This is a genomic window from Phaeobacter sp. G2, from assembly GCA_025163595.1.
Taxonomy (GTDB): domain Bacteria; phylum Pseudomonadota; class Alphaproteobacteria; order Rhodobacterales; family Rhodobacteraceae; genus Pseudophaeobacter.
On the sequence record CP104100.1, the window covers coordinates 2419919 to 2445303 of the forward strand.

Here is a 25385-nt window from a genome sequence, read left to right on the forward strand (position 1 = left end):
CGCCTTTTGTCGCGCCCCGCAAGCGACAAGCGGAAAAAGCTGGGGGGATCACGCAGGCGCTAGGGCGTGGCAAAAACCAAAGAGGCCCAGAGTGTTTCCCAGACTGCTTTTATCTCTGCCTGCGCCGAGCCTGAGTCTGCTGCCCGCACCGGGCGCAGCACCACGGCGTTCAGCAGGTATCGCCGCTTGGCTCGCACCGGAAGCTGAACAATGCCGCTGTCATTGGTCTGGAACAGCTGGCGCTGAACACTGTCATCTGGCGCGCGCTCAAACAACTCGACCTGGGCATTGGCTCTGGGAGCGCCCTGATACAGCAGTTGCACCGGTATTTCTGCCGCGCTGCCATCCCCTGGCAGGGGGAGGGTATAGGGGTTTTGCAAAGCCACAAACTCAGTTTGCAGGCCAAAGGCCCGATCATCGCCCGCACCCTGATCAACAGCCACCAGTAGTTTTGCATGGCGGGTATAGTCTTCGCCAAAATTGGCATCTGGCAGGCCTCGGGCCTGATGGCGGGCTTGGATGTCCTCAAACCCTTGGGCTTCGGCAAAAGCGGCAAATTTCTCCCAACTCTTGTAGGTTACCAGTTCCGGCGTGGTTTCATGCAGGGCGATCAGCAGGCCGGGGGTGAGGCTGTCCAAGACCAGGGCGGGCATATCCCCCATCCGGCCCCTGTAGGGCGTGACCTCGCCCCCTTGCACGATGTCGAACCGGTCAATGCGCCTGTCAAAATAGGGCAGGCGGGCGCCTTTGAACATTTGCCCGTTTCTGAGCCCGGCCGTGAGGGATTCGTCGGAATCTACTTGATATTTCTCTGGCTCAATCCAAAACTCATGGGCAAGCGCCGGGAGCGTCGACGCCAGAAGGGCGGCAAGGCTGAGACCTGGTAGAAAAACAGAGCGGATCATGGGGTTGAGCATTTTCAGAACTTTTCACTTGTGTGGCGTCAGGGTGGGCATCCTCTCGCTTCTGTCAAGCCTTATGCTCTGCCTGTCGATGGCCGCGCGCGCGCATGAGATCACGCCGACAATCGCAGACTTTGAAGTCTCTGACGGCCAGCTCAGGCTGCAGCTGCGGCTGAACATCGAGGCCTTTGTTGCGGGTATTGATCTGGATGACCGCACAGACACCAATAGCAGCGACCAGTCGGCCGATTACGATTTGCTGCGCAACATGGCTCAGGACGAGCTGGACCCCATGGTGCGGCTGTTTGTCGAAGACTGGCTGCCCACCATACAGGTACAGGCCGCAGGGCCGGTGCATTTGCAGCTGGAGAAGCTCACCATCCCGCAGGTGGGGGATGCCAGCCTGCCGCGCAGCTCTGTACTGGAGCTCACCGGGAGTGTGCCCGGATCTGCGCGCTATCTGACCCTCACCTGGCCAGAGCGGTCCGGGGCGGTGGTCTTGCGGCAGAACGCTGTGCCGGAACCCTATACTGGCTATCTTCTGGGCGGGGTGCGCTCTCCTGATATTGGCCTGACGGGGGGCGCGGTGCAAAGTGGTTGGGAGGTGTTTCAAAGCTACCTGCCCGTAGGGTTTGATCACATCCTGCCCAAGGGATTGGATCATATTCTGTTTGTGCTGGGGCTGTTTTTCCTCAGTACGAGATTACGACCCCTGTTGTGGCAGGTGACCACCTTTACCCTGGCTCATAGCATTACCCTGGCGCTGGGCGCCTTGGGCCTGGTGAGCGTCAACGCGGCCCTTGTGGAACCCTTGATTGCGGCTTCGATTGTCTTTGTCGCGGTGGAGAATATCTTCTCCCGTCGCCTGCATCTCTGGCGCCCTGTGGTGGTGTTTGCCTTTGGGCTGTTGCATGGGCTTGGCTTTGCCTCGGTGCTGGGGGAGTTTGGCCTGCCGCAAAATCAAGTCATTCCGGCCTTGCTCGGCTTTAATGTCGGGGTCGAGCTGGGACAACTGACAGTGATCGCCCTGGCCTATGGCGCCCTGGGCTATTGGTTTGGCAAACATCCCAAATACCGTGGGCGGGTGGCTATCCCAGCATCGGTGACCATCGCGCTGATTGGCAGCTATTGGTTTTATGAACGTGTGTTCCTGTAAGGCACGGAGCCAGATAGAGAAGCCGCACCGAGAAGCCACACTGGCAAAAGACTGGCAAAAGAACAGGCGCGGGAGTTTCCTCCTGCGCCTGTTCTTTTGTCAAAACTGATGTGGCCCGGTGCTCCGGTGGCCGGGTGGGGTTAGCGCATAGCCGCCATAAAACGGCTGAGGGTGGCAACGGGATCTTCGCTGTTCCAGATCTCTTCGCCCAGACCAAAGAAATCGGTAAAGGGCGACACCGTGCGGATCAGATCCTCGGTCAGGCCTCCCTCGGCCACCACGGGCACTTCGATCATCTGCGACCACCAATGAAACAGCTCTGTTTCGGCCACGGCACCATCGCCCAGCCCGGAGGTGCCAACAGGCCCAAAGCTCACGTAGTCGGCACCCGCTTCCCCGGCGCTGATCCCGTCATGGCGCGAGGCGCCGCAGAAGCTGCCCACAATGGCATCCGGTCCCAGCGCCTTGCGGGCGGTGCGGACAGATTTGGAGGCATCGTTCAGGTGCACGCCATCCAGCCCCAGACGCTCGGCCAGGATTTGGTGGTCACTGATCACAATGGCGACGTCGCGGGCATGGCAGACCTCGCGCAGGGCATCGCCGGCACGGCTGAGCGTGTCCTCATCCCGGCTGGCCAAATTCAGCCGCAGGCAGGAAATCTCGGTGCTGTCCAAGACACGGGCCAGCATGTCAGGGTAGCGACCCAGCTCAAAGCTCGGGGGAGAGATCAGGTAGATCTGCGGGGCTTCGGGGGCTTCTGAGGCGTTATCCATGCAGGTCACTCCTGTTGATCTTGAAGCACGGGTTTTAGCGGTTTTGTGGCCGAGTGCAAGGTTTGGGCACGCCTACAGCCGGAATTCACCGCCTGTAGGTTCGATGGGACACAGCTGCCCAGCAGTTAGCGGTGAGATAAGGGGCATATGGGTTGCTCATTGGCGATGTGACGACTACAGCAAAGCGGTCTTTAGCGGAGAAAAGAATGTCCAGCCACCTGCCACAACCTGCCTTTGTCCTAGTCCGTCCGCAGATGGGGGAAAACATTGGTGCTGCGGCCCGTGCCATGTGGAACTTTGGCCTTGACCGTATGCGTATCGTTGCGCCGCGTGATGGCTGGCCCAACCCCAAGGCCGTTGCCATGGCATCAGGCGCTGGGCGGTTGCTGGATGAGGCGATCCTGGCGGACGATCTGCCCGCCGCCCTGGAAGACTGCTCCTTTGTTTTTGCCACCACCGCGCGCCCGCGGGAGCTGGTCAAACCGGTCTATAGCCCAGAAGCGGCGATGAAGCTGGCGGCGCAAAAGATCAAAGCCGGAGAAAAGGTTGCGGTGCTGTTTGGTCCGGAACGCGCCGGGCTGGAAAACGATGATATTTCCCGCGCCAATGCCATTATCTCGGTGCCGGTGAACCCGGAATTCGCCTCGCTGAACCTGGGCCAATGTGTGTTGTTGACGGCCTATGAATGGCAACGCCAAACCCAAGAGATCGCAGATGAGGTCATTGAGCTGGGCAAAACCGATTGGGCAACGGGGCACGATGTGGAGGCCCTGGTCAGCCACTATGAGAGCCGCCTGGACGAGGCTGGCTTTTTCTTTCCACTAACAAAGGCGGCGGGCATGAAGGTGGTGTTTCGCAATATGTTCAGCCGCATGCCTTTGACCCGTGCCGATGTGCAGATGCTGCATGGCATCATGCGGCAGATGGTGCGCTGGCGGCACAAAGACGACCCTGGCGGGGACGGGCCGGAAAATGGTTCAGGAAACGCGCCAGAAAAGTGACATCTCAGGCCTGCAAAGGCGGCGCATGCTCTGGACGTTCGTCGCAAGCCTGCCTAGCTTGGCCTCAGTTCTAAAAGAGGCAAGCATGAGCAAGCGCAGCATTTTTGAAGAGGTCGCGGGCGACAAACCCGAGACCGCCCCAGCCGTCACTCCGGGCATGATTGATCGCGGCCGTCGCGGCGCGCGTGGCGCCATTCGGGCGTGGTTGACGGTGCTCTTTGCCCTGGTGGTCGCCATGATTGTGGTGGGCGGGCTGACCCGGCTCACGGATTCGGGGCTGTCCATCACCGAATGGCGGCCGGTGACCGGGGCCATGCCGCCGCTAACAGAGGTGGACTGGCAGGCCGAGTTCGATAAATACAAGCAGATTGACCAGTGGCGTATTGAAAACCAATGGATGGAACTGGCTGATTTCAAAGAGATCTATTGGTGGGAATGGGGCCATCGCCAGCTTGGCCGCGTCATGGGGCTGATTTGGGCTGTCGGATATTTAGGCTTTCTCATCACCAAGAAAATACCCACCGGATGGGCGGGTCGGCTTGCCCTGCCGGGACTGTTGGGCGGCGTTCAGGGCGCTATTGGCTGGTGGATGGTGTCCTCTGGCGTGACCCAGGGCGAAGGCATGACCGCTGTGGCCTCCTATCGCCTGGCGACGCACCTTGGGCTGGCCTTTGTGATTTTGGGCGTTATCGCCTGGTTTATCCTGCAACTGGGACGCAGTGAGCGAGATCTGATGCAGGCGCGCCGCGCCAAAGAGGCAAAGATCTTTGGCCTCTCTACCGGCTTGCTGCATTTTGCCTTTCTGCAAATCCTACTGGGCGCCCTGGTGGCGGGGATTGACGCCGGGCGGTCCTATACCGATTGGCCATTGATGGGCGGGCAGGTGATCCCACCAAATCCGCTGATGTTTGAGCCGATCTGGAGGAATTTCTTTGAAAATCCGGGGCTAGTTCAGTTCATTCACCGGGTCAGCGGCTATCTCTTGTTTGCCTTTGGCGTGGTGGTCTGGCTGAAAGGACGTGGATCGGCGCATCCGCTTACCCGCAGCGCCTTTTCCTTAAGTTTTGCAATTTTGTGCCTGCAAATCCTTTTGGGTGTGGTCACCGTGATCTACGGTGCCCCCTGGCAGGCCGCGATCCTGCACCAACTGGTGGCGGTCGCCCTTTGGGTTGCAATCTTGCGGGCGCGTTTTCTGGCGGGCTATCCCATTTCAACTTCGATCAAGGACCATTGACCCATGAGCATTTTTGACACTTTGATGGCCTATGAGCGCGACACGCAGGCGCTGGGGCAGATCGCCGGGCGTCTGGGCTGGGATCAGGAAACCATGATGCCGCGCGGCGCAGGCGCACAGCGGGGCGAAGAAATGGCCGCCATCGAGGCGGTTTTGCACGCGCGCCGTTCCTCGCCGCAGGTGGCCGAGTGGCTGGCCACAGCGGAAGCACCGGATGTGGTGGGGGAGGCGCAGCTGCGCGAGATCAAGCGCAGCTATGAGCGTAGCGTCAAGGTTCCCGCCGATTTGGCGCGCCGTCTGGCTCGTGTCACCTCTGAGGCGCAGGGCAAATGGGCCGCCGCGCGCGCCGATGAAGACGTCGCCGCCTTCCTGCCGGTGCTGCAAGAGGTAGTGGCCCTGAAGCGCGAAGAGGGCCAGGCCCTGGCGGCGGGGGGCGATGTCTATGACGCCATGGTCGAGGACTATGAGCAAGGGACCAGCGCTGGCGAAATTGCGGCGATCTTTGACGCCATGCGCCCCGGTCTGGTGGACCTGCGGGCGCGGGTACTAGACAAGCCTGCGCCAGAGGCGCTGCAGGGCCGCTTCCCCGAAGGCGCTCAGATGAAACTGACCCGCAAACTGGCTAAAACCTTTGGCTATGACATGAGCCACGGCCGGGTAGACAAAGCCGTGCATCCCTTTAGTTCGGGCAGTGGGCTGGATGTGCGCATCACCACCCGCACCAGCGAAGAGGACCCCTTTAATTGCTTCTACTCCACCATTCACGAGGTTGGCCACGGGGCCTATGAACAAGGGATCAGCCGTGACTACCTGCTGACGCCCCTGGGGCGGGGTGTGTCGATGGGGGTGCATGAAAGCCAAAGCCGAATTTATGAAAACCAGATCGGCCGCAGTGCCGCCTTTACCAGCTGGCTCTATGGTGAAATGCGCGACACATTTGGCGAGTTTGGCATTTCGGATGCAGATGCGTTCTACAAGGCGGTGAACACCGTGCACAAAGGCTATATCCGCACCGAAGCGGATGAGCTGCAATACAATCTGCATATTATGCTGCGCTTTGATCTGGAGCGTGCCCTGATGGCGGGTGATCTGGAAGTTGGCGATCTGGAAGCCGCCTGGAACGATCGTTTTGAAGCGGACTTTGGCTATCGTGTCGACAAACCGTCAAACGGCTGCTTGCAGGATGTGCACTGGTCCGTTGGTCTGTTTGGGTACTTCCCCACCTATTCCTTGGGCAATGTCTATGCGGGCTGCCTGAACGAAAAGATGCGGGCGGAACTGCCGGGGCTGGACGCTGAACTGGAAAGTGGCAATACCAGTTCTGCAACCAACTGGCTGCGCCAGAACCTACAACAGCACGGTGGTTTGCGCAGCCCACAAGAGACGATTGCCCTGGCCGCTGGCGCCGACCCCAGCCCGGCGCCGCTGATGCACTATCTGGAAGAGAAATTTACCGGCCTCTATGATCTGTAAAACATCCAACCTTTGAAACAACGAAAGGCCGGGCAATTGCCTGGCCTTTTTCTTGTGCTCGCTTTGGTTTCGGTTAGATCAGGGCCATACGTTCGGCGCGCTCCGGGTCCGGGAAGGGGCGGAACAGACCAAATTCTGCATGGGCAATCAGCGTGTTCACATTGCGATAGAGCCGCGCCACTTCCTCGTCATCCTCGCCCAGGACGCGAAAAGCCTGATCCAGCTGGGTCATATTCTCGAACTCGATCTCCAGCAGAAAGTCTTTGCAACTGTCGCTGGCCAGGTTCAGCTTACGCCGCAGCAACCGGTGCCCCCGCACAACGCCACGCTGTTTCAGATAATCCATCCATTGATCAACCGCTCCGGCAAAGGCCAGGGCTTTGGCTTCGTTATGGATGTCGATGGCGCAGTGATAGAGGTTCATAAGCAGATCCTGGCGAGTTTTGTGGGCTTTTGATCTCCTTGCTAGCCGAAAAAGCCTTCGCTTTCGTTAAAACCCGGGTTTTCACCTCCAGAGGCCACAATTTTGCTCTCCTTTAGGGGGAATTTTCCCGCAGGATGTACACTCATTTTGAGAGAGATAACCGCACAGAAGAGGAAATCTCGTTTGCGCGCAAAACCATTCTGGAGCAGGCCTGGTGGAGACCTCGGGTTGTTCAGAACTTTGACATGGCCTTTAGAACCCGGTTGGGAGGGCGGTCTCTAGAGGAAGAAATCACGGTATTGAAGATTGATGAAGTGAAGGAGGGATTGCGGCATGATCCGTTCAACTTCGATTTGATGGGAGTGATACAAGACTGGATCCGCCTGCAAGGACAAAATGGGTCTTCTGAGATGACGGAGGCCGAAATGTCTGAATTCAGAAAGCGAATCGAAAAGGACTTTGCGCTGCGCCAGGTTATCGCGGCCCCTTTCTCGGAAGATAATTGGAATACCTTGGGCCGATTTCAGTTTGACTTTTTCCAGCCAGAAAGCCTGTTTGCGAGCGATCCGTACTACCAAAATGCTGTTGTCTATTCCGGTTTAAGGGGTAGGGCACTCTATGGCTACCTTGGCAAAAAGGCTCATCAGTTGCGGATGCTGGAAGACGTGCTGACCCAGGAGGACCATCCCGATATCCTACCGTGGAAAGACTACGCTCGCTCATTTGACCGCAGTGGCTTGGTGAACTGCCCATTCCTGCGCGCCTATCTTTTGTTGGAGCAGTTCTGTGCGGCAAACAGTGGCCGGGGATATTGCGCAGAGGAGGATCTTGCATCCTTTGCGCCACAGTTGAAAGTGGCGCAGGCGGATCAAAATTGTGATTATATCAACGGGTTAAGCCCGGAAGAGCTGGCCTTTCAGCCGGTTGAGGTGGATCTGTCTTATGATCCTCAGGCGCATTGGCCGGCGGTTGAATAACACCGGCCAATGGTTTGTTAATTGACGATTATTCTTCGGTCGCCACGGCTGCTTCGTCGTCTTCGCCATTTTCGGCGATCCAGGCGACCGAAACCACCTCTTCGCCTTTGCCGGTGTTAAAGACCCGCACGCCGCCAGCAGACCGGGAGCGGAAAGAGATGCCATCAACCGGCACCCGAATCGACTGGCCCTTGGAGGTGGCCAGCATGATCTGGTCGCCCAGCTCAACCGGGAAGGTGGCGACAATCTCGCCGCCCTTCATGGCGCCAACGCCCTGGCCGCCACGGCCGCTCACCCGGTAGTCATGGGCCGAGGTCAGATTGCCTGCCCCGGGTTTGTTGATGGTGACAAGCAGATCATTGGTCGCCAGCATTTGCTGATAGCGCTCCTCAGACAGAACGCCGTCCTCGACCTCTTCCGCGACCTCAGGTGTGACGTCGTCCTCGGAAATATCCGCGCCAAGCTCAGACCGGAAGCGCTTGATAAAGGCGCTGCGTTCCCAGGGTTCGGCGTCAAAGTGGCGGATCACCGACATAGATACAACTTCAGCCCCATCGCCGAGTTTGATACCACGCACCCCTACAGAATTACGGCTGTTAAAGACCCGCACGTCTGTGGTGGGGAAACGGATCGCCCGCCCAGTGCTGGTGACCAGCATCACATCGTCCTCTTCTGAGCAGATGCGGGCGTTGATCAGCTTGGTGTCGGCATGCTCATCCTCGAACTTCATCGCAATCTTGCCGTTGGCTTTCACATTTGTGAAGTCCGACAGCCGGTTGCGGCGCACAGTTCCGGCTGAGGTGGCAAAGATGATCTGCAGATCTGCCCATTCCTCATCGGGGCGATCTACCGGCATGATTGCTGCAATCGACACCCCAACCGGGATCGGCAGGATATTGACGATGGCCTTGCCTTTGGAGGTGCGTCCGCCCTGTGGCAAGCGCCAGGTTTTGAGCTTGTAAACCATGCCATCGGTGGTGAAGAACAACAGCTGGGTATGGGTATTGGCGACAAAGAGGTTGGTAACAACATCCTCTTCTTTGGTCTGCATCCCCGAAATGCCCTTGCCGCCACGCTTTTGGGCGCGGAAATCCCCCAATGGCGTACGCTTGATGTAGCCGCCAGAGGTGATGGTGACCACCATGTCTTCGCGCTCGATCAGGTCTTCGTCGTCCATATCACCGGACCAATCGACGATCTCGGTGCGACGTGGCACGGCAAACTGTTCGCGTACTTCATGCAGCTCATCGCAGATGATCCCCATGATCCGTTCCCGCGAGGACAGAATTTCAAGGTATTCCTTGATCTTGCTTGCCAGGTCTTCCAGCTCATCGGTGACTTCTTTGACGCCGATCTGGGTCAGACGTTGCAGGCGCAGTTCCAAAATGGCGCGGGCCTGGGTTTCTGACAGGTTGTAAGTACCATCTTCGTTGGCGGTATGGGTCGGATCATCAATTAGCGCGATATATTGCAGGATTGGCTGGGCGGGCCAGCGCCGTGTCATCAGCTTTAGACGGGCTTCGGCAGCATCAGCGGATTGGCGGATGGTGGCGACGATCTCGTCGATATTGGTGACGGCCACGGCCAGACCACACAGCACATGGCTGCGCTCGCGGGCCTTGCGCAGCAGGTAGGCGGTGCGGCGCGCCACCACATCTTCGCGGAAATCAATGAAAGAGGTGAGGAACCGGCGCAGAGTCAGCTGTTCGGGGCGACCACCATTCAGAGCCAGCATGTTGCAGCCAAAATAGGTCTGCATCGGGGTGAAACGGAACAGCTGGTTCAGCACCACCTCGGGCGTCGCATCGCGTTTCAGCTCGACCACCACGCGCACGCCGTTACGGTCGGATTCATCCTGTACGTGGGCGACGCCTTCGATTTTCTTGTCGCGCACCTGTTCGGCAATTTTTTCAATCATCGCCGCCTTGTTGACCTGGTATGGCACCTCATCAATCACGATGGCGTAGCGGTCCTTGCGGATCTCTTCGACGCGGGTTTTGGAGCGGATGATAACGCTGCCGCGCCCCTCCAGGTAGGCTTTGCGCGCGCCTGACCGCCCCAGCATGATCGCACCCGTGGGGAAATCGGGGCCGGGGACATAGTCAATCAGCTGTTCGCTGGTGAGATCCGGATTGTCGATCAACGCCAGGGTGGCATCAATCACTTCGCCCAGGTTATGGGGCGGGATATTGGTGGCCATACCCACGGCAATACCGCCGGCCCCATTGACCAGCATGTTTGGAAAACGTGCAGGCAGAACGGTGGGTTCTTTGTCTTTGCCGTCGTAGTTATCCTGGAAATCGACCGTCTCTTTTTCGATATCCGACAGCATAAAGGCCGCAGGCTTATCCATACGCACTTCGGTATAGCGCATAGCCGCCGCGTTATCGCCATCCATCGAGCCAAAGTTGCCCTGACCATCCAAAAGCGGCAGCGACATGGAGAAATCCTGCGCCATCCGAACCAAGGCATCATAGATCGCGCTGTCACCGTGCGGGTGGTATTTACCCATGACATCGCCCACAGGACGGGCAGATTTGCGATAGCTCTTGTCATGGGTATTGCCGGTCTCATGCATGGCATAAAGAATACGGCGATGCACCGGTTTCAACCCATCGCGCAGGTCGGGAATGGCCCGGCTGACGATGACGGACATGGCGTAGTCGAGATAGGAGGTCTTCATCTCCGCTTCGATGGAGACCGAGGGACCATCATAAGTGGCGCGCTGAGGAAGGTTTTCTTCTGCGTTTTCAGGAGTTTCCGGCGTATCTGTCACGTTTGCTGCCCGTTCTTTTCTATGGGTCTATATCTTGTTGGTGCACCCTATCAGAGAGCGCACATAGGGCGCAAGCTAACTGCCGGTTCTGCACTGGCATTGTACTGGCTTTGTACTGGTTTTGCGGGGTTTTTGAGGGAGTTTGTGCGGATGAAATCAGGATTTGCACGTGGTTAACCTGTTTCGGGCTAGTCTATATCTTGGGGGGCTTTCAAAAGGAGGCCGCAGATGGAGATGAACAGTACCGAAATGATGCTCAAGGGCTATGGGTTGACCACTGCCGAGTTCACCTACCACATGCCCGATCACGCCCATGTTCTGAACACCTATGTCTGGCAGGACTACGACTTAGCGCCGGACCATGAGCGCCTGTTCAAATTTATCGAATTTTGGCAGCGCGAGCTGGACGGGCCGTTGCATTCGGTGCGGTTCAGTCATCGCAAGATGATCAGCCCGGGTGAGTGGCGCAATGTCAAAGGTATCTTGAACCTGCACTAGCAGAGGGCGGTCCGCTGGTGCTGCTACCTAGGCGGGCCACTGGCCTGTCGTTGCTCAGGCACCTGTCAGGCGGAACAGCTGGCGCCGCCCAGTACGCAAAACTTGGCGCAATGGGCGTGGTTCAACCGTACCGGCGCCTCGGCTTCGGCCAGCGTCGCGCCCAGTTCGAACTCTGGCGCATAGGGCAGCAGGGTACAGGCGAGCACCACTGGGGTCTCGGCGCCTTTGCGTTTGACCACCATGCGGGAGGAAGCACACATCACGTCATTGGGGGATTTATCCAGAATGCCCCAGCAGGCTGTGGTGATTTCCGGCACCTCGACGTTTTCGTCCATTTCGGGAAACAGCACCGTGGCGCCCGGGTTCTGAGCGTCAATGTCAAATCCGTGTGTCTGATAGAGCGCTGCAAAACCGGCACGGCTATCCGCCTCGCTTTCGCCCCACAGGCTGCGACCTGCCACGGCCATTTTGATGCCCATATCCCGCAACCAGCACATGCCTTTGATGGTCTTGGCAAAACTGCCGGACCCGCGCTCTTCATCGTGATGCTGGGCAGAGAAATGATCCAGCGACACCCGCAGTGTCATCTTGCCGGGGTAGGCGGCTTCCAGCTCCTGCAGCCCGGCACGCATCGATTTGCGCATCATCGGCAGCATAGCATTGGTCAGGATCAAAACCTCAAACCCCCGCGCCAGGGCGGTTTTGGTCATGGCGATCATCTGCGGGTTCATAAATGGCTCACCGCCGGTAAACCCGATCTCGCGGATCGGCCAGGCGCGCTCAGCTATTTGATCGAGATACTGCCCCACCTCGGCTTCGCTGAGATAGACCAGGGCATCATTGGTGGGTGAGCTGAGGATATAGCAGTTCTCACACTCGATATTGCACAGGGTACCGGTGTTGAACCACAGGGTTTCAGGATTGCTCAGCGCGACGGAGGCGCGTTCGGACCCATCCGCTGTCACCTGACTGTCTTTGAATTTCCCGATATTGGCGGTTGGGCTGGTTAGATCTTTCACACTTAAGCACCCTCGGACAGTTTCTTTCGCTGGAAGCTAGCTTATAATGGTGGAAAATGAAAAGCCGCCACAGGTCTTTATGACAGGGAAGTGATGGTGCGCCCCCGGAACCGGCACAGTGTCGCTGCAGGAAGTTGGAAAACAAGATGGTATCTCGTGTCATTCCGGTCGACCCTTTTGACCTGGTGGTGTTTGGAGCAACAGGCGATTTGGCCCGACGCAAGATTTTGCCGGCCCTGTTTCGCAGGTTCTGCGCCGGGCAAATCCCTGATGGTACCCGGATTATTGGCGCCGCACGATCAGAGTATTCGATTGCCGAGTATCGCGACAAGCTGGCGGCGGACCTGAAGAAGAACACCAATGATGCGCTCTGTGACGCCAATGTTCTTGCAGCGTTTTTACAGCTGGTGACCTATGTGCCGCTGGATGGGAGCGCAGAGACCGGCTGGCCTGCGCTCTGTGAGCGCCTGTCTGGGCGCGGCGGGGACGAGCGGGTGCAGGTGTTCTATTTCTCGGTTGGCCCGGCGCTGTTTGAACCCCTGGCAGAGCGTCTGCACAGCTATGGTTTGACCAGTGCCGCGACCCGTATTGTGGTGGAAAAGCCCTTTGGCCACGATCTGGCCTCGGCGCGGGATCTGAACCGGACCCTGGCCAGCCATTTTGACGAGGGGCAGATTTACCGGATCGATCACTATCTGGGCAAGGAAACGGTGCAAAACCTGATGGCGGTGCGGTTTGGCAATATGTTGTTCGAGCCGCTTTGGAACAGCCAGTATGTTGATCACATTCAGATCACCGTGGCGGAAACCGTCGGGGTGTTGGGGCGCGAAGATTACTATGAACGTGCCGGCGCGATGCGGGACATGACGCAGAATCATCTGATGCAGCTTCTGTGCCTGATCGCCATGGAGCCGCCGGCAAAGTTTGATCCCGACGCCGTCCGCGACGAAAAGCTCAAAGTGATCCGTGCCCTGGATCCGGTGGAGCCCTATCACATCGTGCGTGGACAATATGCGCCCGCTCCGGGGGCGGTTGGGCGCGATTTGAATTACCGTGAAACCGTTGGCAATCAACGCAGTAGCACCGAAAGCTATATCGCGCTCAAGACCCATATCAGCAATTGGCGTTGGGCCGGGACGCCGTTCTACCTGCGCACGGGAAAGCGGCTCAAGGCGCGTTCCTCGGTGATCAATGTGATGTTCAAGGATGCGCCGCATTCCATTTTTGGCGAAGAGGCCGGGCGCCATGCCAACCATCTGAAAATCCGCCTGCAACCCAATGAGGGCATCACCCTGAGCGTCACCATCAAAGAGCCGGGACCGGGGGGGATGCGCCTGATGGATGTACCGCTGGATATGAGCTTTGCTGAGGCCTTGGGGCCGGAGGGGAGCGAGCCTGCGGATGCCTATGAGCGGCTGATTATGGATGTGGTGCGCGGCAACCAGACGCTGTTTATGCGCGGCGATGAGGTCGAAGCTGCCTGGGGCTGGACTGATCCGATTATTGCCGGTTGGCAGGCGCGGGGGGATGTTCCCAAACCTTATGAAAGTGGCAGTGCAGGACCTGGAGATGCGGATCTGTTATTGCGTCGCGATCAACGTGAGTGGAGAGGGATAAACCCATGAATATTAGCGAATATCCAGACCGTGACATGTTGGCAATTGATGTGGCCAACGCGATCGCCGGAGATCTGAAAATGCATCTTCTGCATCACGATATCGCTGCGCTTGCTGTGGCGGGCGGAACCTCACCGGCGCCGATTTTTGACGATCTTTGCGCCGCCGATCTGGACTGGAAGCGGGTCAATGTCATGGCCACGGATGAACGCTGGGTGGCACTGGAAAGTGACCGCTCCAATGCCCGTCTGATCCGCGAACGTTTGCTGACGGACCGGGCTTCGGCGGCGCATTTCCTGCCCTTTCATGTCCCCGCCAGAGAGCCCGAAGAGGTTCTGGCGGAGGTTGAAGCCCAGATTGCCCCCAACCTGCCGCTTTCGGTTGTGTTGCTGGGGATGGGAGAGGACATGCATTCCGCCTCGCTGTTTCCCGGCGTAGAAGGGTTGGAACAGGCCTTGGCCGCTGATGCGCCAATCCTGTGCGTGCTGCGCCCTGACAGCCAGCCAGAACCCCGCGTCAGCCTGTCAGCCCCAGTGTTGAACGGAGCGCTGTCCAAACATCTGGTAATCTACGGGGAGGCCAAGAGACGGGCGCTGGAGAAGGCGCTTTCGCTGCCGCCTGAACAGGCCCCAATTCAAGCGGTCTTGACCGAAATGAGGGTGCACTGGGCGCCGTAGAAATAGCCGCCCCTTCTAGACCATGCCTCTGCAGACTATCTCCCTGCAGGGGCTGCTCCATCCAGGCTGACAAACTGCTGCTTCAAGCTGTCGGGGAGCGGGTACCCGGCGCTGCCATCGGGGCTGCGCAGCACCATGACCGCCTCAAGGCTTGCCCGCAGCCCATCGGACCAGATCTGTTGTTCCATGACATATGAGCTGTTGCGAAACGAGACGCAGCGTGCGGTGGTAATATAGGGCTCATCCAGCACCATTTCCCGCATGTAGTGCACATTGGCATTGCGCAAGACGGTGCGCGGCGCTGGCCCGCCTTCAAAATGCTTGGCGCAGAACTTGTCGAAGTAGGTGACACGGGCGGTTTCAAACCAGCCCAAGTAGGCCTTGTTGTTGACGTGACGCAGTATATCGAGCTCGGAAAATCGAACCCGATCGGCCAGGGCCATTGGCTTAGGCTGGTCCAGCCCCTGCGCGCGTTGTTCATCCGCGCTGAGCGGTGTGAGAAATCGTAAATCCATACCCCTGCGCTAAACCGCCCAAGGCACAAAAGGCAAGAGACCTGTTTCGTGCCGCCGCGTCGCCGGCGTCTTGAAATGGCCCGTTTTCAGCGGTGTCGGAGGAGGGGCAGAACAGCTAACGGGGAGCCAGCAACACCGGCGCGTAAAGGTGCGGCGGTCAGGTGAAAGCCAAGCATTGGATAATTTATGGAGCGGGTAACGAGAATCGAACTCGTAACTAAAGCTTGGGAAGCTGCCGTGATACCTTTTCACCATACCCGCCCTTGGGGCCTTGCTACCCAATGCCAAGGGTGAGGTCAATATGCTCAAACCGGGTTTTCGGGGTCCTCTTTTGGTGGGGTGAAGCTGCGGAGGTTTTTTGGGTTGTAGCGCAAAGCAGGATCGGCGCGGCGCATGAAGGCGGAGGGGTGAATATGGGCGTCGTCGGGGATATGGCGATACTGGGCCAGTGGCAGGTAATAGCCAAGAAGACCCTTTTGAGCGGGCCAATTGCTGCGGCGCACCAGGCGGGGGAAAAGTTCCAGAATTGGCCAGAGTTTGCGTAGTTTCATCTGACTGTGCAATGGGGCGTTGGCGCTGGGGTGTGAGACTTTTAGGTTCATGCGCTCAGTCACTTTGTCCTTTTTGCCAAGCACATAGCGGTCATAGTACTGCTCACGAAACTCGAGACTGTCGACGCTGAGCGCGTCAAGCTCCTGTCGCATCCATTGCATGGTTTGTTTGGCCAGCCCGGCCTCTGCTTCTGGCACACTGCCTGCGACATCGGTATGGGTGCCGGGAAACCAGACCTGTTTTACATCCTGAGGGTCCGGGTTCTTTTTGCTGAGAAACCGGGTGCCGTGATACTCTTGCCCTTCTTGCCACATCTGTTGGCGGAAAAAGCAGCGGGTCTCATCAATTGAAAGCACATGGCGCACGGCTTTGACTGATGGGTTTTCGTCGACGCTGGAGTGGGTGCCGAATTCGATAAACGTGTCTTTTTGCAGCCGAATGCGGATCATTGAACTGACCGTATCCCAAAGCCCCAGAAACCGGATGGGAACCCGGCGCAGGTGGAAAAACTGCTCAGATATCCGCAACGGAGCGAACTGTTCATTGGGCCCATCCTGGCGCAGTTTTCGCCAGGCTTTGAATACCGGACCGATCAGGTGCAGCTCATGCGGGGCGACGAGGCCGAAATCGTTGATAAAACCAGCAAGAACGCGCGCGGTATAGGCCCCGCGTGAATAGCCAAAAAAGTAGAGCCTGTCGCCTTCGCGGTAGTTTTCGCACAGGAAGGAATAGGCATGCAGCACATTGGCATGCAGCCCCCAGCCAAAGGCCAGGCCTGCCACCAGTTTGGTTTTGGCAAACAGGCTTTCGGCAAAGGGGCGGGTCGAAAGCGTGCCAACGCCCGGTTCATAATAGACAAGTTGATTTTCGTTGTGTTTCAGGCACTTGTAGAGCCGCAGAATATTGCTTTCGTTCTGTTCGACCTCGTTTCCGGTACCATCCAGGCAGATAATCAATTTGCGTGACATGAAAAAACTTTCCGAGAAAAATCCCCGGAAAGCTATCATCTTTCAGGCTTTTGAACAACCTTGACGTGTTAGCCGCGCCGCCGCCGCCGCCGCCCGCCTGCGGGGCCGTCGCCGCCGCCAGTGTTGAAGTTGACATCGGGCAGGGTCAAAATCGACTCCAGAATTGGGAAAGGCTCTTTGGAGTTGGGGATTGCCGAGGCATTGACAAAATGTTCCTGGAACCGCGGCTCGACAGCGGTTTCGATTTTTTCGATCCGGCGGACGGTTTGTTCGATTTCGCTGCGGGCCTTGGTGTTGAGCAGGGCAATGCGGGCGCCGGTGCCCGCGGCATTTCCGGCGCTGGTGACCTTGTCGATGGGGCAATCGGGGATCATGCCCAGAACCATGGCGTGTTTGGCGGAAATATGCGCCCCAAAGGCGCCAGCCAGTACCACCCGGTCAACAGTGTCGACGCCAAATTTGTCCATCAACAGACGCGCCCCAGAGTAGAGCGCCGCCTTGGCCATCTGAATGGCGCGAATGTCGGGGTTGGTGATGGTGATCTTGGGTCCGCCTTCGGCGCTGCCATCCCAAACCAGATAGGCATTGGTGCGGCCATCCTGGACACAGCGGGGCGTGCCGGTCTGTTCTGCCGAGCCGATCAGGCCGGAGGCGTCGAGCACACCGGCCATGCGCATTTCAGCAATGGCCTCGATGATGCCAGAGCCACAGATGCCGGTGATGCCAGTGGTGGCAATGGCAGCATCAAAGCCCTCTTCATCGGACCAGATCTCAGACCCGATGACGCGAAAGCGTGGCTCTTTGGTTTCTGGGTTGATTTCCAGCCGTTCAATGGCCCCAGGGGCGGCCCGCTGGCCGCTGGAGATCTGCGCGCCTTCAAAGGCGGGGCCGGTGGGGGAGGAACAAGCGAGGACCTTAGTCTTGTCGCCCAGCAGGATTTCGGCATTGGTGCCCACATCAACCACCAGCACCAGATCTTCGGACTTGTCCGGCGCTTCAGACAGGGCAACGGCGGCTGCATCTGCACCCACGTGGCCGGCGATGCAGGGCAGCAGGTAGACACGGGCCGCGGGGTGGATGTTGAGATCCAGTTCAGTGGCGCGCAGGGCGAGCGAATCCGAGGTGGCCAGGGCAAAAGGCGCCTGTCCCAGTTCAAAGGGATCAATGCCCAGGAACAGGTGGTGCATCACCGGATTACAGACAAAAACCGCATCCACGATCAGATTCTTGTCAATCTCGGCCTCGGCAGCGATCTGGGTGAACAGCGCATTCATGCCCTCACGCACTGCGCGGGTCATCTCCTGATCGCCGCCCTCGTTCATCATCGAATAGGAAACCCGGCTCATCAGATCCTCACCAAAGCGGATCTGTGGGTTCATAATACCGGAAGAGGCGATGACTTCGCCGCTGATCAGATCGCACAGATGCGCAGCAATGGTGGTGGAGCCCAGATCAACCGCCAGCCCGTAGAGGGAGCCTTCGTAATAGCCTGGCCAGATATGCATGATCTTGGGTGGGTTGCTCTCGTCGCCCAGATGCACCGCCACGGTCACCTTCCATTTGCCTTTGCGCAGGGCAGGCTGCAGGCTTTGCAGGATGTGCAGGTCGGTTTTGACATTCTTGAGCTGCCATTGGCTGTCGAGCGCTTCGATCAGCCGCTCCATATCGCCCGAAGGCTTGTGCATGTCGGGTTCTTCCACCTCGACATAAAACAGCCGGGTCGAGGGGTTCATGGTGATATCGCGGGCTTCGGCGCGTTTGCGCACCACCTGCCGGTGCACCTGGCTTTCGGGCGGGACGTCAATCACCACATCCCCCTGAACCTGAGCCTGACAGCCCAATCGGCGGCCATCAATCAAGCCGCGCTTATCCTTGTAGCGCTGTTCAACCTTGTTCCACTCGGTCAGGGCATCATCGGCCACCGTCACCCCGTGTTTGGAGAACTCGCCATAGGAAGGGGTGATCTGGCATTTCGAGCAGATGCCACGCCCGCCGCAGACAGAATCGAGATCTACGCCCAATTGCCGTGCGGCCGTCAAAACGGGCGTCCCAACCGGGAAATGACCGCGCTTGCCCGATGGCGTAAAGATGACGAGAGGATCGCTGCTCATAAAGGCACCCCATGGATTCATGTATTTCCACCGGACCATAGGGACTTGGCGGGGTAATCAAAAGTCTCAGACCGCCACAATCTGGTCCAGTGGCGTCATTTTCTGCCGCTGCGCCGTCCGTGTGGAACCTGCAGACCAGCGAAAGTGCCCTCCAGCGCTGGCAACCTGGCGGCTTGGCTGCGCTTTAGCTCCCGGAAACCTGCTCCAGCCAGTCCAGAATAGCCTGGCGGTTGCCATCCAGGCGCGGCGCCGGGGCGCGGGTCTTGGGGTCCTGCAAGCCTGACATCTTGATAGGGTTACCCGCAGCCACATAGGCCGGGGCGCCGTCTTCGTCCAGGACGTCAACCACCATATTGCGCGCCAGGATTTGCGGATCCTTCAGCACCTGCGCAACATCCTGGATTGGCCCGGTTGGAATGCCAGCATCGGTGAGGCGCGAAATCCAGTAATCGGCAGGGCGATCAATGGTAACGGCTTCGATCAAGCGTTTCAAAAGGCGGGCATTTTCGCATCTGGCTGGATTTGTCGCAAAGCGCGGATCCTGTGCCAATGGCAACTCCAGCGCGGTGCAAAGCGTGGCAAAAAGTGCGTCATTGCCAGCCGCGATGACAAACAGCCCATCTTCGGCGTGGAAGGTCTCAAACGGGGTAATCGACGGATGCCGTGCGCCAGAGGGGCGCGGTGCCTCGCCGGTGACCGAGGTAATGGCAATGGCATGTTCCAGCAGCGCCAGCTGACTGTCGAGCATGGCAATATCGACCTTCTGCCCCAGCCCGGTTTTTTGCACCTCCAACAGGGCGGCAAGAACGCCCTGCGCCAGAAACATGCCCGCAGCAATATCGCCAATGGAGGCGCCAACCCGGACGGGGTCGCGGTTGCGTTCTCCGGTGATCGACATCACCCCACCGCGGGCCTGAACCACCATGTCATAGGCGGGGCGTTGCGAATCCGGGCCGCTATGGCCAAAGCCGGAAACCGCTCCGTAGATCAGCTTGGGAAAGCGTTTGTGAAGTTCCTCCCAGCCAAAGCCAAGGCGCTCCATCACGCCAGGGCGGTAGTTTTCCAGCACCACATCCGCTTGTGCCAGAAGTCTATTAAAAACAACGCAGTCTTCAGGGGACTTAAGGTCCAGTGCGATGCTTTCTTTGCCGTGGTTGATGGTGGCAAAATAGGCGCTGTCCTGGCCCTTGAACGGCGGGAACGAGCGGGTGTCATCGCCGCTGCCGGGGCGTTCCACCTTGATCACCCGAGCGCCCAGATCCGCCAGGGTCATCGAGGCATAGGGGCCGGCAAGCACATGGGTGAGATCGACGATAAGAATTCCAGTCAATGGCCCGGTCTCTGGCGAGGGGGCTACTCCGGACACTGGGAAATCTGGCGTTGTCATTGAAGGGTCCTTTTGGTCTGTTCGCTTAAGTACAGGGCATAAAGGCTTTGTGTAAAACAACTTTGACGTAGATCAGGTCGGCCTGGTTGAAGTCCGTAGGTTAGGGCAAGAAATGCTGCGCTGCAGGATTTCTTCGCACGGGCTCTTTTCTATCCCCAACATCTGTGCAATAGGGTCACCGTCAAACGGGGTTTTGCATAGGGGTAGCAAATGCAGATTCGTGAGGCACTCACCTTTGATGATGTTCTACTGGTTCCAGGCGCGTCTGACGTCCTGCCCAGCACTGCTGATACGCGCACACGCGTGACGCAGAAAATTGATCTCAATATTCCGCTGATGAGCTCGGCCATGGATACGGTGACCGAGGCGCGCATGGCCATTGCCATGGCGCAGGCCGGCGGTATGGGTGTCATTCACAAAAACCTGGATGCCGAAGAGCAGTCGCGTCAGGTGCGGCGGGTCAAGCGCTTTGAAAGCGGCATTGTCTATAACCCGATCACGTTGCTGGCCAGCCAGACCCTGGCCGATGCCAAGGCGCTGCAGGAACGCTATCGCGTCACCGGTTTCCCGGTGGTGGATGAGGCAGGCCGGGTGGTGGGCATCGTCACCAACCGCGATATGCGCTTTGCCAATGATGACGACACACCTGTGTCGGTGATGATGACCTCCGATAATCTGGCGATGCTGCAAGAGCCCGCCGATCTGGACGAGGCCAAGTCAATGATGCGTGCCCGTCGCATTGAAAAGCTTTTGGTCACCGATGGCAGTGGGAAGCTGACCGGTCTTTTGACCCTGAAAGATACCGAACAGGCCGTGTTGAACCCAACCGCCTGCAAGGATGAGCTGGGCCGCCTGCGGGTGGCTGCTGCCAGCTCGGTTGGCGATAGCGGTTTTGCCCGCTCCGAGCTGCTGATTGATGCCGGTGTTGATATCGTGGTTGTTGACACGGCTCACGGTCACTCTGCTGGCGTGCTTGAGGCCGTCAAACGTATCAAGGCGCAATACCCCAATGTACAGGTTATCGCGGGCAATGTGGCCACTGGGGCCGCGACCTCAGCGTTGATTGATGCCGGCGCGGACGCGATCAAAGTGGGGATTGGGCCGGGCTCCATCTGTACCACGCGGATGGTTGCCGGGGTGGGGGTTCCACAGCTGACCGCCATCATGGACTGCGCCGCCGCGGCGGGCGACACGCCCGTCATTGCCGATGGTGGTATCAAATTCTCCGGTGATTTTGCCAAAGCAATTGCCGCCGGCGCCTCCTGCGCCATGGTGGGGTCGATGATTGCCGGCACCGATGAAAGCCCCGGAGAAGTGATCCTCTATCAGGGCCGCTCCTTCAAATCCTACCGGGGTATGGGCTCGCTTGGCGCTATGGCGCGCGGCTCTGCCGATCGCTATTTCCAGAAAGACGCCGCCAGCGACAAACTGGTGCCCGAAGGCATCGAAGGGCAGGTGCCCTATAAAGGCAGCGCCAACGCAGTGATCCACCAGCTGGTGGGGGGCTTGCGTGCCGCCATGGGCTATACCGGAAGTGCCACGGTTGCAGCGATGCGCAAGGACTGCTCCTTTGTGCGTATCACCGGTGCCGGCCTGAAAGAAAGCCACGTGCACGACGTTCAAATCACACGTGAAAGCCCGAACTACCGTATCGGCTAATTAGAGATTGGAAAGATGACGATGACCCTTTGTAGCCTTGGAGCCTGGGCGTGACCCCGGCTGCCCGCCAGCAGGCGGCCATCGACATTCTTGACCTGATCCTGGATGGGGAAGCGGCTGAAAAGGCGCTGACCTCTTGGGGGCGGCGCAATCGCTATGCCGGCTCCAAGGATCGCGCTGCAGTGCGTGATCACGTGTTTACCGCCCTGCGCTGTCGCCGGTCTTTTGCGGTGCAGGGCGGGGCGCAGACCGGACGCGGTTTGGTTCTGGGCTCCCTGCGTGCCGCAGATATTGATCCCGCAACCGTGTTCAGCGGCCAGGGCTACGGGCCTGCGCCCCTGACCGAGGCCGAGAGCACCGCGCCTGCCGCCTTTGCCTCTGATGCCGAGCGACTGGATATTCCTGACTGGATCTGGCCATCGTTCAGCGACAGTCTGGGCGATGCCGCAGAGGCCGCAGCCCAGGCGCTGCAATCGCGAGCGCCGGTGCATTTGCGGGTCAACCTGCTGCGCAGCAACCGCGCTGACGCAATTGAGGCCCTGGCAGAAGAGGGCATTATCTGTGTGCCACATGCCGCCAGCGAAACGGCGTTGGAGGTCACCCAGGGGGGCCGCAAGATCCGCAACAGCGATTGTTTTGCGGACGGGTTGGTCGAGTTGCAGGATGCCGCCAGTCAGGCGGTTGTTGACACGCTACCGCTGCAAGACGGCATGCGGGTGCTGGATTTCTGTGCCGGGGGCGGTGGCAAAAGCCTGGCCATGGCGGGGCGCGCAAAAATTGATCTGTTTGCCCATGATGCCAATCCCAGCCGGATGAACGACCTGCCGCTGCGGGCGCAGCGAGCGGGCGCTGATATCACCTGCCTGTCCGAGGACGAGCTGGAGAAGGCTGAGCTTTTTGATCTGGTGCTGTGTGATGTGCCCTGTTCCGGGTCTGGATCCTGGCGACGGGCGCCAGAGGGTAAATGGCGCCTTACCCGGGAGATGCTCGACGAGATCCGCCTGTCTCAGCGGCAGATCCTGGAAGATGCCAGCAAGCTGGTGCGCCCCGGTGGCCATCTCGCCTATGCGACCTGCTCCATGCTGGACGAGGAAAACAGCGTACAAATTCAAAGCTTTCTCGATAAACATGAGGGCTGGTCCCGCGGTGACCAGGGTAACTGGCAGGTTCAGGCCGGAACCGATGGGTTTTTTGTCACTGTGTTGACGCTTATCGGCTAGGGTTGTTAGGTAATTCGTCAGAAAAGCTACATCTACCTTAACGTGGCTTTAAGACTTTAGCCGCGTTATATCGGCTACCAATCCCGAAGATGGAGCCGCAATGTCCGGTCGCCAAAATTCTTCCGTGCCTGCGCTACGGATCTATCATCCCGAACACCTTCGCCTTGGGGCGACGTTGCTTTTGTCGATTGGTCTGATGGTGGTGCCCAGCTTTTTTGCATTGCCAGATTGGGTCTTGCGCGGGCTGTTAACGGTTGGCCTGACACTGCTGGCGGTTGCGTTATTGTTGCTGTTTCAGTCGCGGCTGCGGATCAATGCGCGGGCTATGGCGGTTGAACTGCTTACCGGGTTTATCGAGAAAGATGCCACGCCCAGCTTTGTGACCGATGATGACGGCACCATTCACGCTTGTAACCAGGCGGCACAGAATCGGTTTGAAGACAATGACCGCGAGACCCTGGCCGGGGCTCTGCGTTCGGTATTGGCCAACCCTTCGGCAGTGTTGTTCCGGTTGCAGAGCCGCGCCAGGTTCGAAGGATCCGCACGCGAAGATATCGTGACCCGCAGGGGGCATGTGCGCTTGGCGGTACACCAGATGCATGGCGGTAGCTTCCTGTGGCGTGTTGAAGATATCGCAGAGCGCCAGTCCGGGCGTGGCTCTGAATCCGTGCCCATCCCGATGATTACCGTTGGGCGCACTGGTGCGGTCTTGTTCATGAACGAGGCGGCGCGCAAATTGGTCGGCGAGCGGGTGAAATCCACCGATCGTTTGTTTGTGACGCTGCCGGTGAGCAGCGGTGAGGTGAACACCATCACCACCAAAAACGGCCCGCTTGACGTGTTGGTGACCGAATTGAACCGAACCCAGGGCCGCAGTGAGCTGTTCCTGATGGAGGTCAACACAGCGGAACTGCAGGGTCCGAAAACCAGTTTTGAACATATGCCTGTTCCCATCATCAAACTGGCGCCCTCGGGGGATATTCTGTCGCTCAACAAGATGGCGATGGGAATGCTGGGGGTGAAAGGCCGGGAAAACCTAAAACTGGCGCAGCTGATGGAGGGCCTGGGGCGGCCGATGTCGGATTGGCTGCGGGACACGGCGGATGGGCTGGCCTCCAACAAATCCGAATTTCTGCGGTTGTCCCGGCCCGACAAGGAGGTCTTTGTCCAGGTTACTCTGACCCGTTCGGTGGAAGAGGGCAACACGATCATTATCGCAGTGTTGAACGATGCGACCGAGCTGAAGACGCTGGAGGCGCAGTTTGTTCAGAGCCAGAAGATGCAGGCCATTGGTCAGCTGGCCGGGGGCGTGGCCCATGATTTCAACAATCTTTTGACAGCGATTTCAGGCCATTGTGATCTGCTGTTGTTGCGTCATGATCAGGGTGATCAGGACTTTGGCGATCTGATTCAGATCCATGAAAATGCCAATCGCGCCGCCTCGCTGGTGAGCCAGCTTCTGGCCTTTTCGCGCAAGCAGACCCTGTTGCCCGAGGTGTTGGATGTCCGCGATACTCTGTCCGATCTGACCCATCTGCTCAACCGTCTGGTGGGGGAGAAAGTTACCCTGACCCTGAGCCACGATCCGGTCATGCGCCCGATCCGGGCTGACAAACGCCAGTTGGAGCAGGTTTTGATGAACCTGGTGGTGAATGCCCGCGACGCGATGCCCAACGGCGGTGAGATCCGGGTGCGGACCGAAGCCGTTACCTTGGACACCCCGCTGAAACGAGACCGCGCCGCGGTGCCCGAGGGCAACTGGATCACGGTAAAGGTCAGTGACGAAGGTGTGGGGATTTCGCCAGACCAATTGCAAAAGGTTTTTGAGCCTTTTTATACCACCAAACGCACCGGCGAAGGCACTGGCCTGGGCCTGTCCACGGCCTATGGGATCGTCAAGCAGACAGGCGGCTTTATCTTCGTCGACTCGGTGCCCGACAAAGGCACACAATTCACCCTTTTCTTCCCAGTCTACCAAGAGGGCCAGGACGATCAGGTCGAGGTTGCCGAAGTCCCCGCGCCCAAGGACGCCCCTGCGCCGCAACACGGCGAGGGCGTGGTGCTATTGGTCGAGGATGAGGCGCCAGTGCGGGCCTTTGCCTCGCGCGCGCTGCGCATGCGCGGGTACACAGTTCTTGAGGCGGAGTCCGCAGAGGATGCGCTGCGCACACTGGAGGACCCCGGTCTGACGGTGGATGTGTTTGTGACCGATGTGGTTATGCCAGGCATGGATGGCCCCACCTGGGTGCGCGAGGCCCTGAAAACGCGCCCCGACACCCGCGTTGTCTTTGTGTCTGGTTATGCCGAAGGGGCCTTTGGCGAATCTGAACCGGATGTGCCGAATTCTGTATTCCTGCCCAAACCCTTCTCGCTCAATCAGTTGACGGAAACCGTGCACGCTCAGCTTCATTAAGCTCTAAGTCTGCGGTTTCCCACGGGTGCTGCGC

The 25385-nt window shown here is 58.7% G+C and carries 20 protein-coding genes and 1 tRNA gene; 11 read left to right on the plus strand and 10 right to left on the minus strand.

Translation table 11 applies throughout. The annotated features are described in order from the left end of the window. Positions 1 to 59 precede the first annotated feature (59 nt). Entirely contained in the window at positions 60 to 905 is an 846-nt protein-coding gene (locus N1037_11525) for a DUF4198 domain-containing protein (GenBank protein UWS77921.1), read from the minus strand. An 88-nt stretch (positions 906 to 993) separates the two neighbouring features. On the opposite strand from N1037_11525, the gene N1037_11530 reads away from it, so the two are divergent. Beyond that, positions 994 to 2058, plus strand: a complete 1065-nt coding sequence (locus N1037_11530; GenBank protein ID UWS77922.1) for a HupE/UreJ family protein — start codon at positions 994 to 996, stop codon at positions 2056 to 2058. A 140-nt stretch (positions 2059 to 2198) separates the two neighbouring features. On the opposite strand, the gene N1037_11535 is transcribed toward N1037_11530, so the two are convergent. After that, complete coding sequence (locus N1037_11535; protein UWS77923.1) at positions 2199 to 2831, minus strand: thiamine phosphate synthase; 633 nt, start codon at positions 2829 to 2831, stop codon at positions 2199 to 2201. Positions 2832 to 3037: 206 nt separating this feature from the next. On the opposite strand from N1037_11535, the gene N1037_11540 reads away from it, so the two are divergent. From N1037_11540 to N1037_11550, 3 genes are all read left to right on the plus strand, one after another. Next, positions 3038 to 3832, plus strand: a complete 795-nt coding sequence (locus N1037_11540; GenBank protein ID UWS77924.1) for an RNA methyltransferase — start codon at positions 3038 to 3040, stop codon at positions 3830 to 3832. Between the two features lie 85 nt (positions 3833 to 3917). Further along, positions 3918 to 5066 carry a COX15/CtaA family protein gene (locus N1037_11545; GenBank protein UWS77925.1) on the plus strand — a complete coding sequence of 383 codons (1149 nt, stop codon included), beginning with the start codon at positions 3918 to 3920 and terminating at the stop codon, positions 5064 to 5066. Positions 5067 to 5069: 3 nt separating this feature from the next. Next, positions 5070 to 6539: a carboxypeptidase M32 gene (locus N1037_11550; GenBank protein ID UWS77926.1), complete on the plus strand. Its 1470-nt coding sequence runs from the start codon at positions 5070 to 5072 to the stop codon at positions 6537 to 6539. A 73-nt stretch (positions 6540 to 6612) separates the two neighbouring features. Here N1037_11550 and N1037_11555 read toward each other — a convergent pair whose 3' ends face one another. After that, positions 6613 to 6963 carry a hypothetical protein gene (locus tag N1037_11555; protein UWS77927.1) on the minus strand — a complete coding sequence of 117 codons (351 nt, stop codon included), beginning with the start codon at positions 6961 to 6963 and terminating at the stop codon, positions 6613 to 6615. Between the two features lie 134 nt (positions 6964 to 7097). Between N1037_11555 and N1037_11560 the strand changes: the two genes are divergently transcribed. Beyond that, on the plus strand, positions 7098 to 7940 hold the full coding sequence (locus tag N1037_11560; protein UWS77928.1) for a hypothetical protein: 843 nt from the start codon (positions 7098 to 7100) through the stop codon (positions 7938 to 7940). Between the two features lie 28 nt (positions 7941 to 7968). On the opposite strand, the gene gyrA is transcribed toward N1037_11560, so the two are convergent. Continuing rightward, positions 7969 to 10716 (minus strand): DNA gyrase subunit A, encoded by a 2748-nt coding sequence (gene gyrA, locus N1037_11565; GenBank protein ID UWS77929.1) that lies wholly within the window; start codon positions 10714 to 10716, stop codon positions 7969 to 7971. A 228-nt stretch (positions 10717 to 10944) separates the two neighbouring features. Here gyrA and N1037_11570 point away from each other — a divergent pair, with 228 nt between their 5' ends. After that, positions 10945 to 11214, plus strand: coding sequence for an usg protein (locus tag N1037_11570; protein UWS77930.1), 270 nt, complete (start codon positions 10945 to 10947; stop codon positions 11212 to 11214). 65 nt (positions 11215 to 11279) lie between these two features. Here N1037_11570 and N1037_11575 read toward each other — a convergent pair whose 3' ends face one another. Continuing rightward, a complete protein-coding gene (locus tag N1037_11575; GenBank protein ID UWS77931.1) occupies positions 11280 to 12233 on the minus strand; it encodes a radical SAM protein in 954 nt (317 codons plus the stop codon). 146 nt (positions 12234 to 12379) lie between these two features. Between N1037_11575 and zwf the strand changes: the two genes are divergently transcribed. Together zwf and pgl are read left to right on the plus strand one after the other, a co-directional pair. Continuing rightward, complete coding sequence (gene zwf / locus N1037_11580) at positions 12380 to 13858, plus strand: glucose-6-phosphate dehydrogenase (protein ID UWS77932.1); 1479 nt, start codon at positions 12380 to 12382, stop codon at positions 13856 to 13858. Beyond that, complete coding sequence (gene pgl, locus N1037_11585) at positions 13855 to 14526, plus strand: 6-phosphogluconolactonase (GenBank protein ID UWS77933.1); 672 nt, start codon at positions 13855 to 13857, stop codon at positions 14524 to 14526. The genes zwf and pgl overlap by 4 nt, the downstream gene beginning before the upstream one ends. A gap of 35 nt (positions 14527 to 14561) precedes the next feature. On the opposite strand, the gene N1037_11590 is transcribed toward pgl, so the two are convergent. From N1037_11590 to N1037_11610, 5 genes are all read right to left on the minus strand, one after another. Then, positions 14562 to 15041: an acyl-CoA thioesterase gene (locus N1037_11590; GenBank protein ID UWS77934.1), complete on the minus strand. Its 480-nt coding sequence runs from the start codon at positions 15039 to 15041 to the stop codon at positions 14562 to 14564. 187 nt (positions 15042 to 15228) lie between these two features. Beyond that, positions 15229 to 15302: transfer RNA gene (locus tag N1037_11595), tRNA-Gly, on the minus strand. A gap of 44 nt (positions 15303 to 15346) precedes the next feature. Continuing rightward, positions 15347 to 16561 (minus strand): DUF2235 domain-containing protein, encoded by a 1215-nt coding sequence (locus tag N1037_11600; GenBank protein UWS77935.1) that lies wholly within the window; start codon positions 16559 to 16561, stop codon positions 15347 to 15349. A 68-nt stretch (positions 16562 to 16629) separates the two neighbouring features. Further along, positions 16630 to 18672, minus strand: coding sequence for an ASKHA domain-containing protein (locus N1037_11605; GenBank protein UWS77936.1), 2043 nt, complete (start codon positions 18670 to 18672; stop codon positions 16630 to 16632). Between the two features lie 184 nt (positions 18673 to 18856). Then, on the minus strand, positions 18857 to 20059 hold the full coding sequence (locus N1037_11610) for a CoA transferase (protein ID UWS77937.1): 1203 nt from the start codon (positions 20057 to 20059) through the stop codon (positions 18857 to 18859). Between the two features lie 210 nt (positions 20060 to 20269). On the opposite strand from N1037_11610, the gene guaB reads away from it, so the two are divergent. The 3 genes from guaB (at position 20270) to N1037_11625 (ending at position 25351) form a co-directional block, all read left to right on the plus strand. Then, on the plus strand, positions 20270 to 21718 hold the full coding sequence (gene guaB / locus N1037_11615) for an IMP dehydrogenase (GenBank protein UWS77938.1): 1449 nt from the start codon (positions 20270 to 20272) through the stop codon (positions 21716 to 21718). A gap of 50 nt (positions 21719 to 21768) precedes the next feature. Further along, positions 21769 to 22938: an RsmB/NOP family class I SAM-dependent RNA methyltransferase gene (locus tag N1037_11620; GenBank protein UWS77939.1), complete on the plus strand. Its 1170-nt coding sequence runs from the start codon at positions 21769 to 21771 to the stop codon at positions 22936 to 22938. A 100-nt stretch (positions 22939 to 23038) separates the two neighbouring features. Next, the gene (locus tag N1037_11625; protein ID UWS77940.1) at positions 23039 to 25351 is read left to right on the plus strand and encodes an ATP-binding protein; all 2313 of its coding nucleotides are present in this window, start codon (positions 23039 to 23041) and stop codon (positions 25349 to 25351) included. Positions 25352 to 25385: the final 34 nt, after the last annotated feature.

Bases quoted from the DNA above. Each gene is read 5' to 3' on its own strand.
- N1037_11600 (UWS77935.1), bottom strand. From the start codon at position 16,561: ATGTCACGCAAATTGATTATCTGCCTGGATGGTACCGGAAACGAGGTC.
- N1037_11590 (UWS77934.1), bottom strand. From the start codon at position 15,041: ATGGATTTACGATTTCTCACACCGCTCAGCGCGGATGAACAACGCGCG.
- N1037_11530 (UWS77922.1), top strand. From the start codon at position 994: ATGGCCGCGCGCGCGCATGAGATCACGCCGACAATCGCAGACTTTGAA.
- N1037_11535 (UWS77923.1), bottom strand. From the start codon at position 2,831: ATGGATAACGCCTCAGAAGCCCCCGAAGCCCCGCAGATCTACCTGATC.
- N1037_11625 (UWS77940.1), top strand. From the start codon at position 23,039: ATGTCCGGTCGCCAAAATTCTTCCGTGCCTGCGCTACGGATCTATCAT.
- N1037_11545 (UWS77925.1), top strand. From the start codon at position 3,918: ATGAGCAAGCGCAGCATTTTTGAAGAGGTCGCGGGCGACAAACCCGAG.
- guaB (UWS77938.1), top strand. From the start codon at position 20,270: ATGCAGATTCGTGAGGCACTCACCTTTGATGATGTTCTACTGGTTCCA.
- N1037_11605 (UWS77936.1), bottom strand. From the start codon at position 18,672: ATGAGCAGCGATCCTCTCGTCATCTTTACGCCATCGGGCAAGCGCGGT.
- N1037_11540 (UWS77924.1), top strand. From the start codon at position 3,038: ATGTCCAGCCACCTGCCACAACCTGCCTTTGTCCTAGTCCGTCCGCAG.
- N1037_11555 (UWS77927.1), bottom strand. From the start codon at position 6,963: ATGAACCTCTATCACTGCGCCATCGACATCCATAACGAAGCCAAAGCC.
- N1037_11610 (UWS77937.1), bottom strand. From the start codon at position 20,059: ATGACAACGCCAGATTTCCCAGTGTCCGGAGTAGCCCCCTCGCCAGAG.
- zwf (UWS77932.1), top strand. From the start codon at position 12,380: ATGGTATCTCGTGTCATTCCGGTCGACCCTTTTGACCTGGTGGTGTTT.
- pgl (UWS77933.1), top strand. From the start codon at position 13,855: ATGAATATTAGCGAATATCCAGACCGTGACATGTTGGCAATTGATGTG.
- N1037_11550 (UWS77926.1), top strand. From the start codon at position 5,070: ATGAGCATTTTTGACACTTTGATGGCCTATGAGCGCGACACGCAGGCG.
- N1037_11560 (UWS77928.1), top strand. From the start codon at position 7,098: ATGTACACTCATTTTGAGAGAGATAACCGCACAGAAGAGGAAATCTCG.
- N1037_11570 (UWS77930.1), top strand. From the start codon at position 10,945: ATGGAGATGAACAGTACCGAAATGATGCTCAAGGGCTATGGGTTGACC.
- N1037_11525 (UWS77921.1), bottom strand. From the start codon at position 905: ATGATCCGCTCTGTTTTTCTACCAGGTCTCAGCCTTGCCGCCCTTCTG.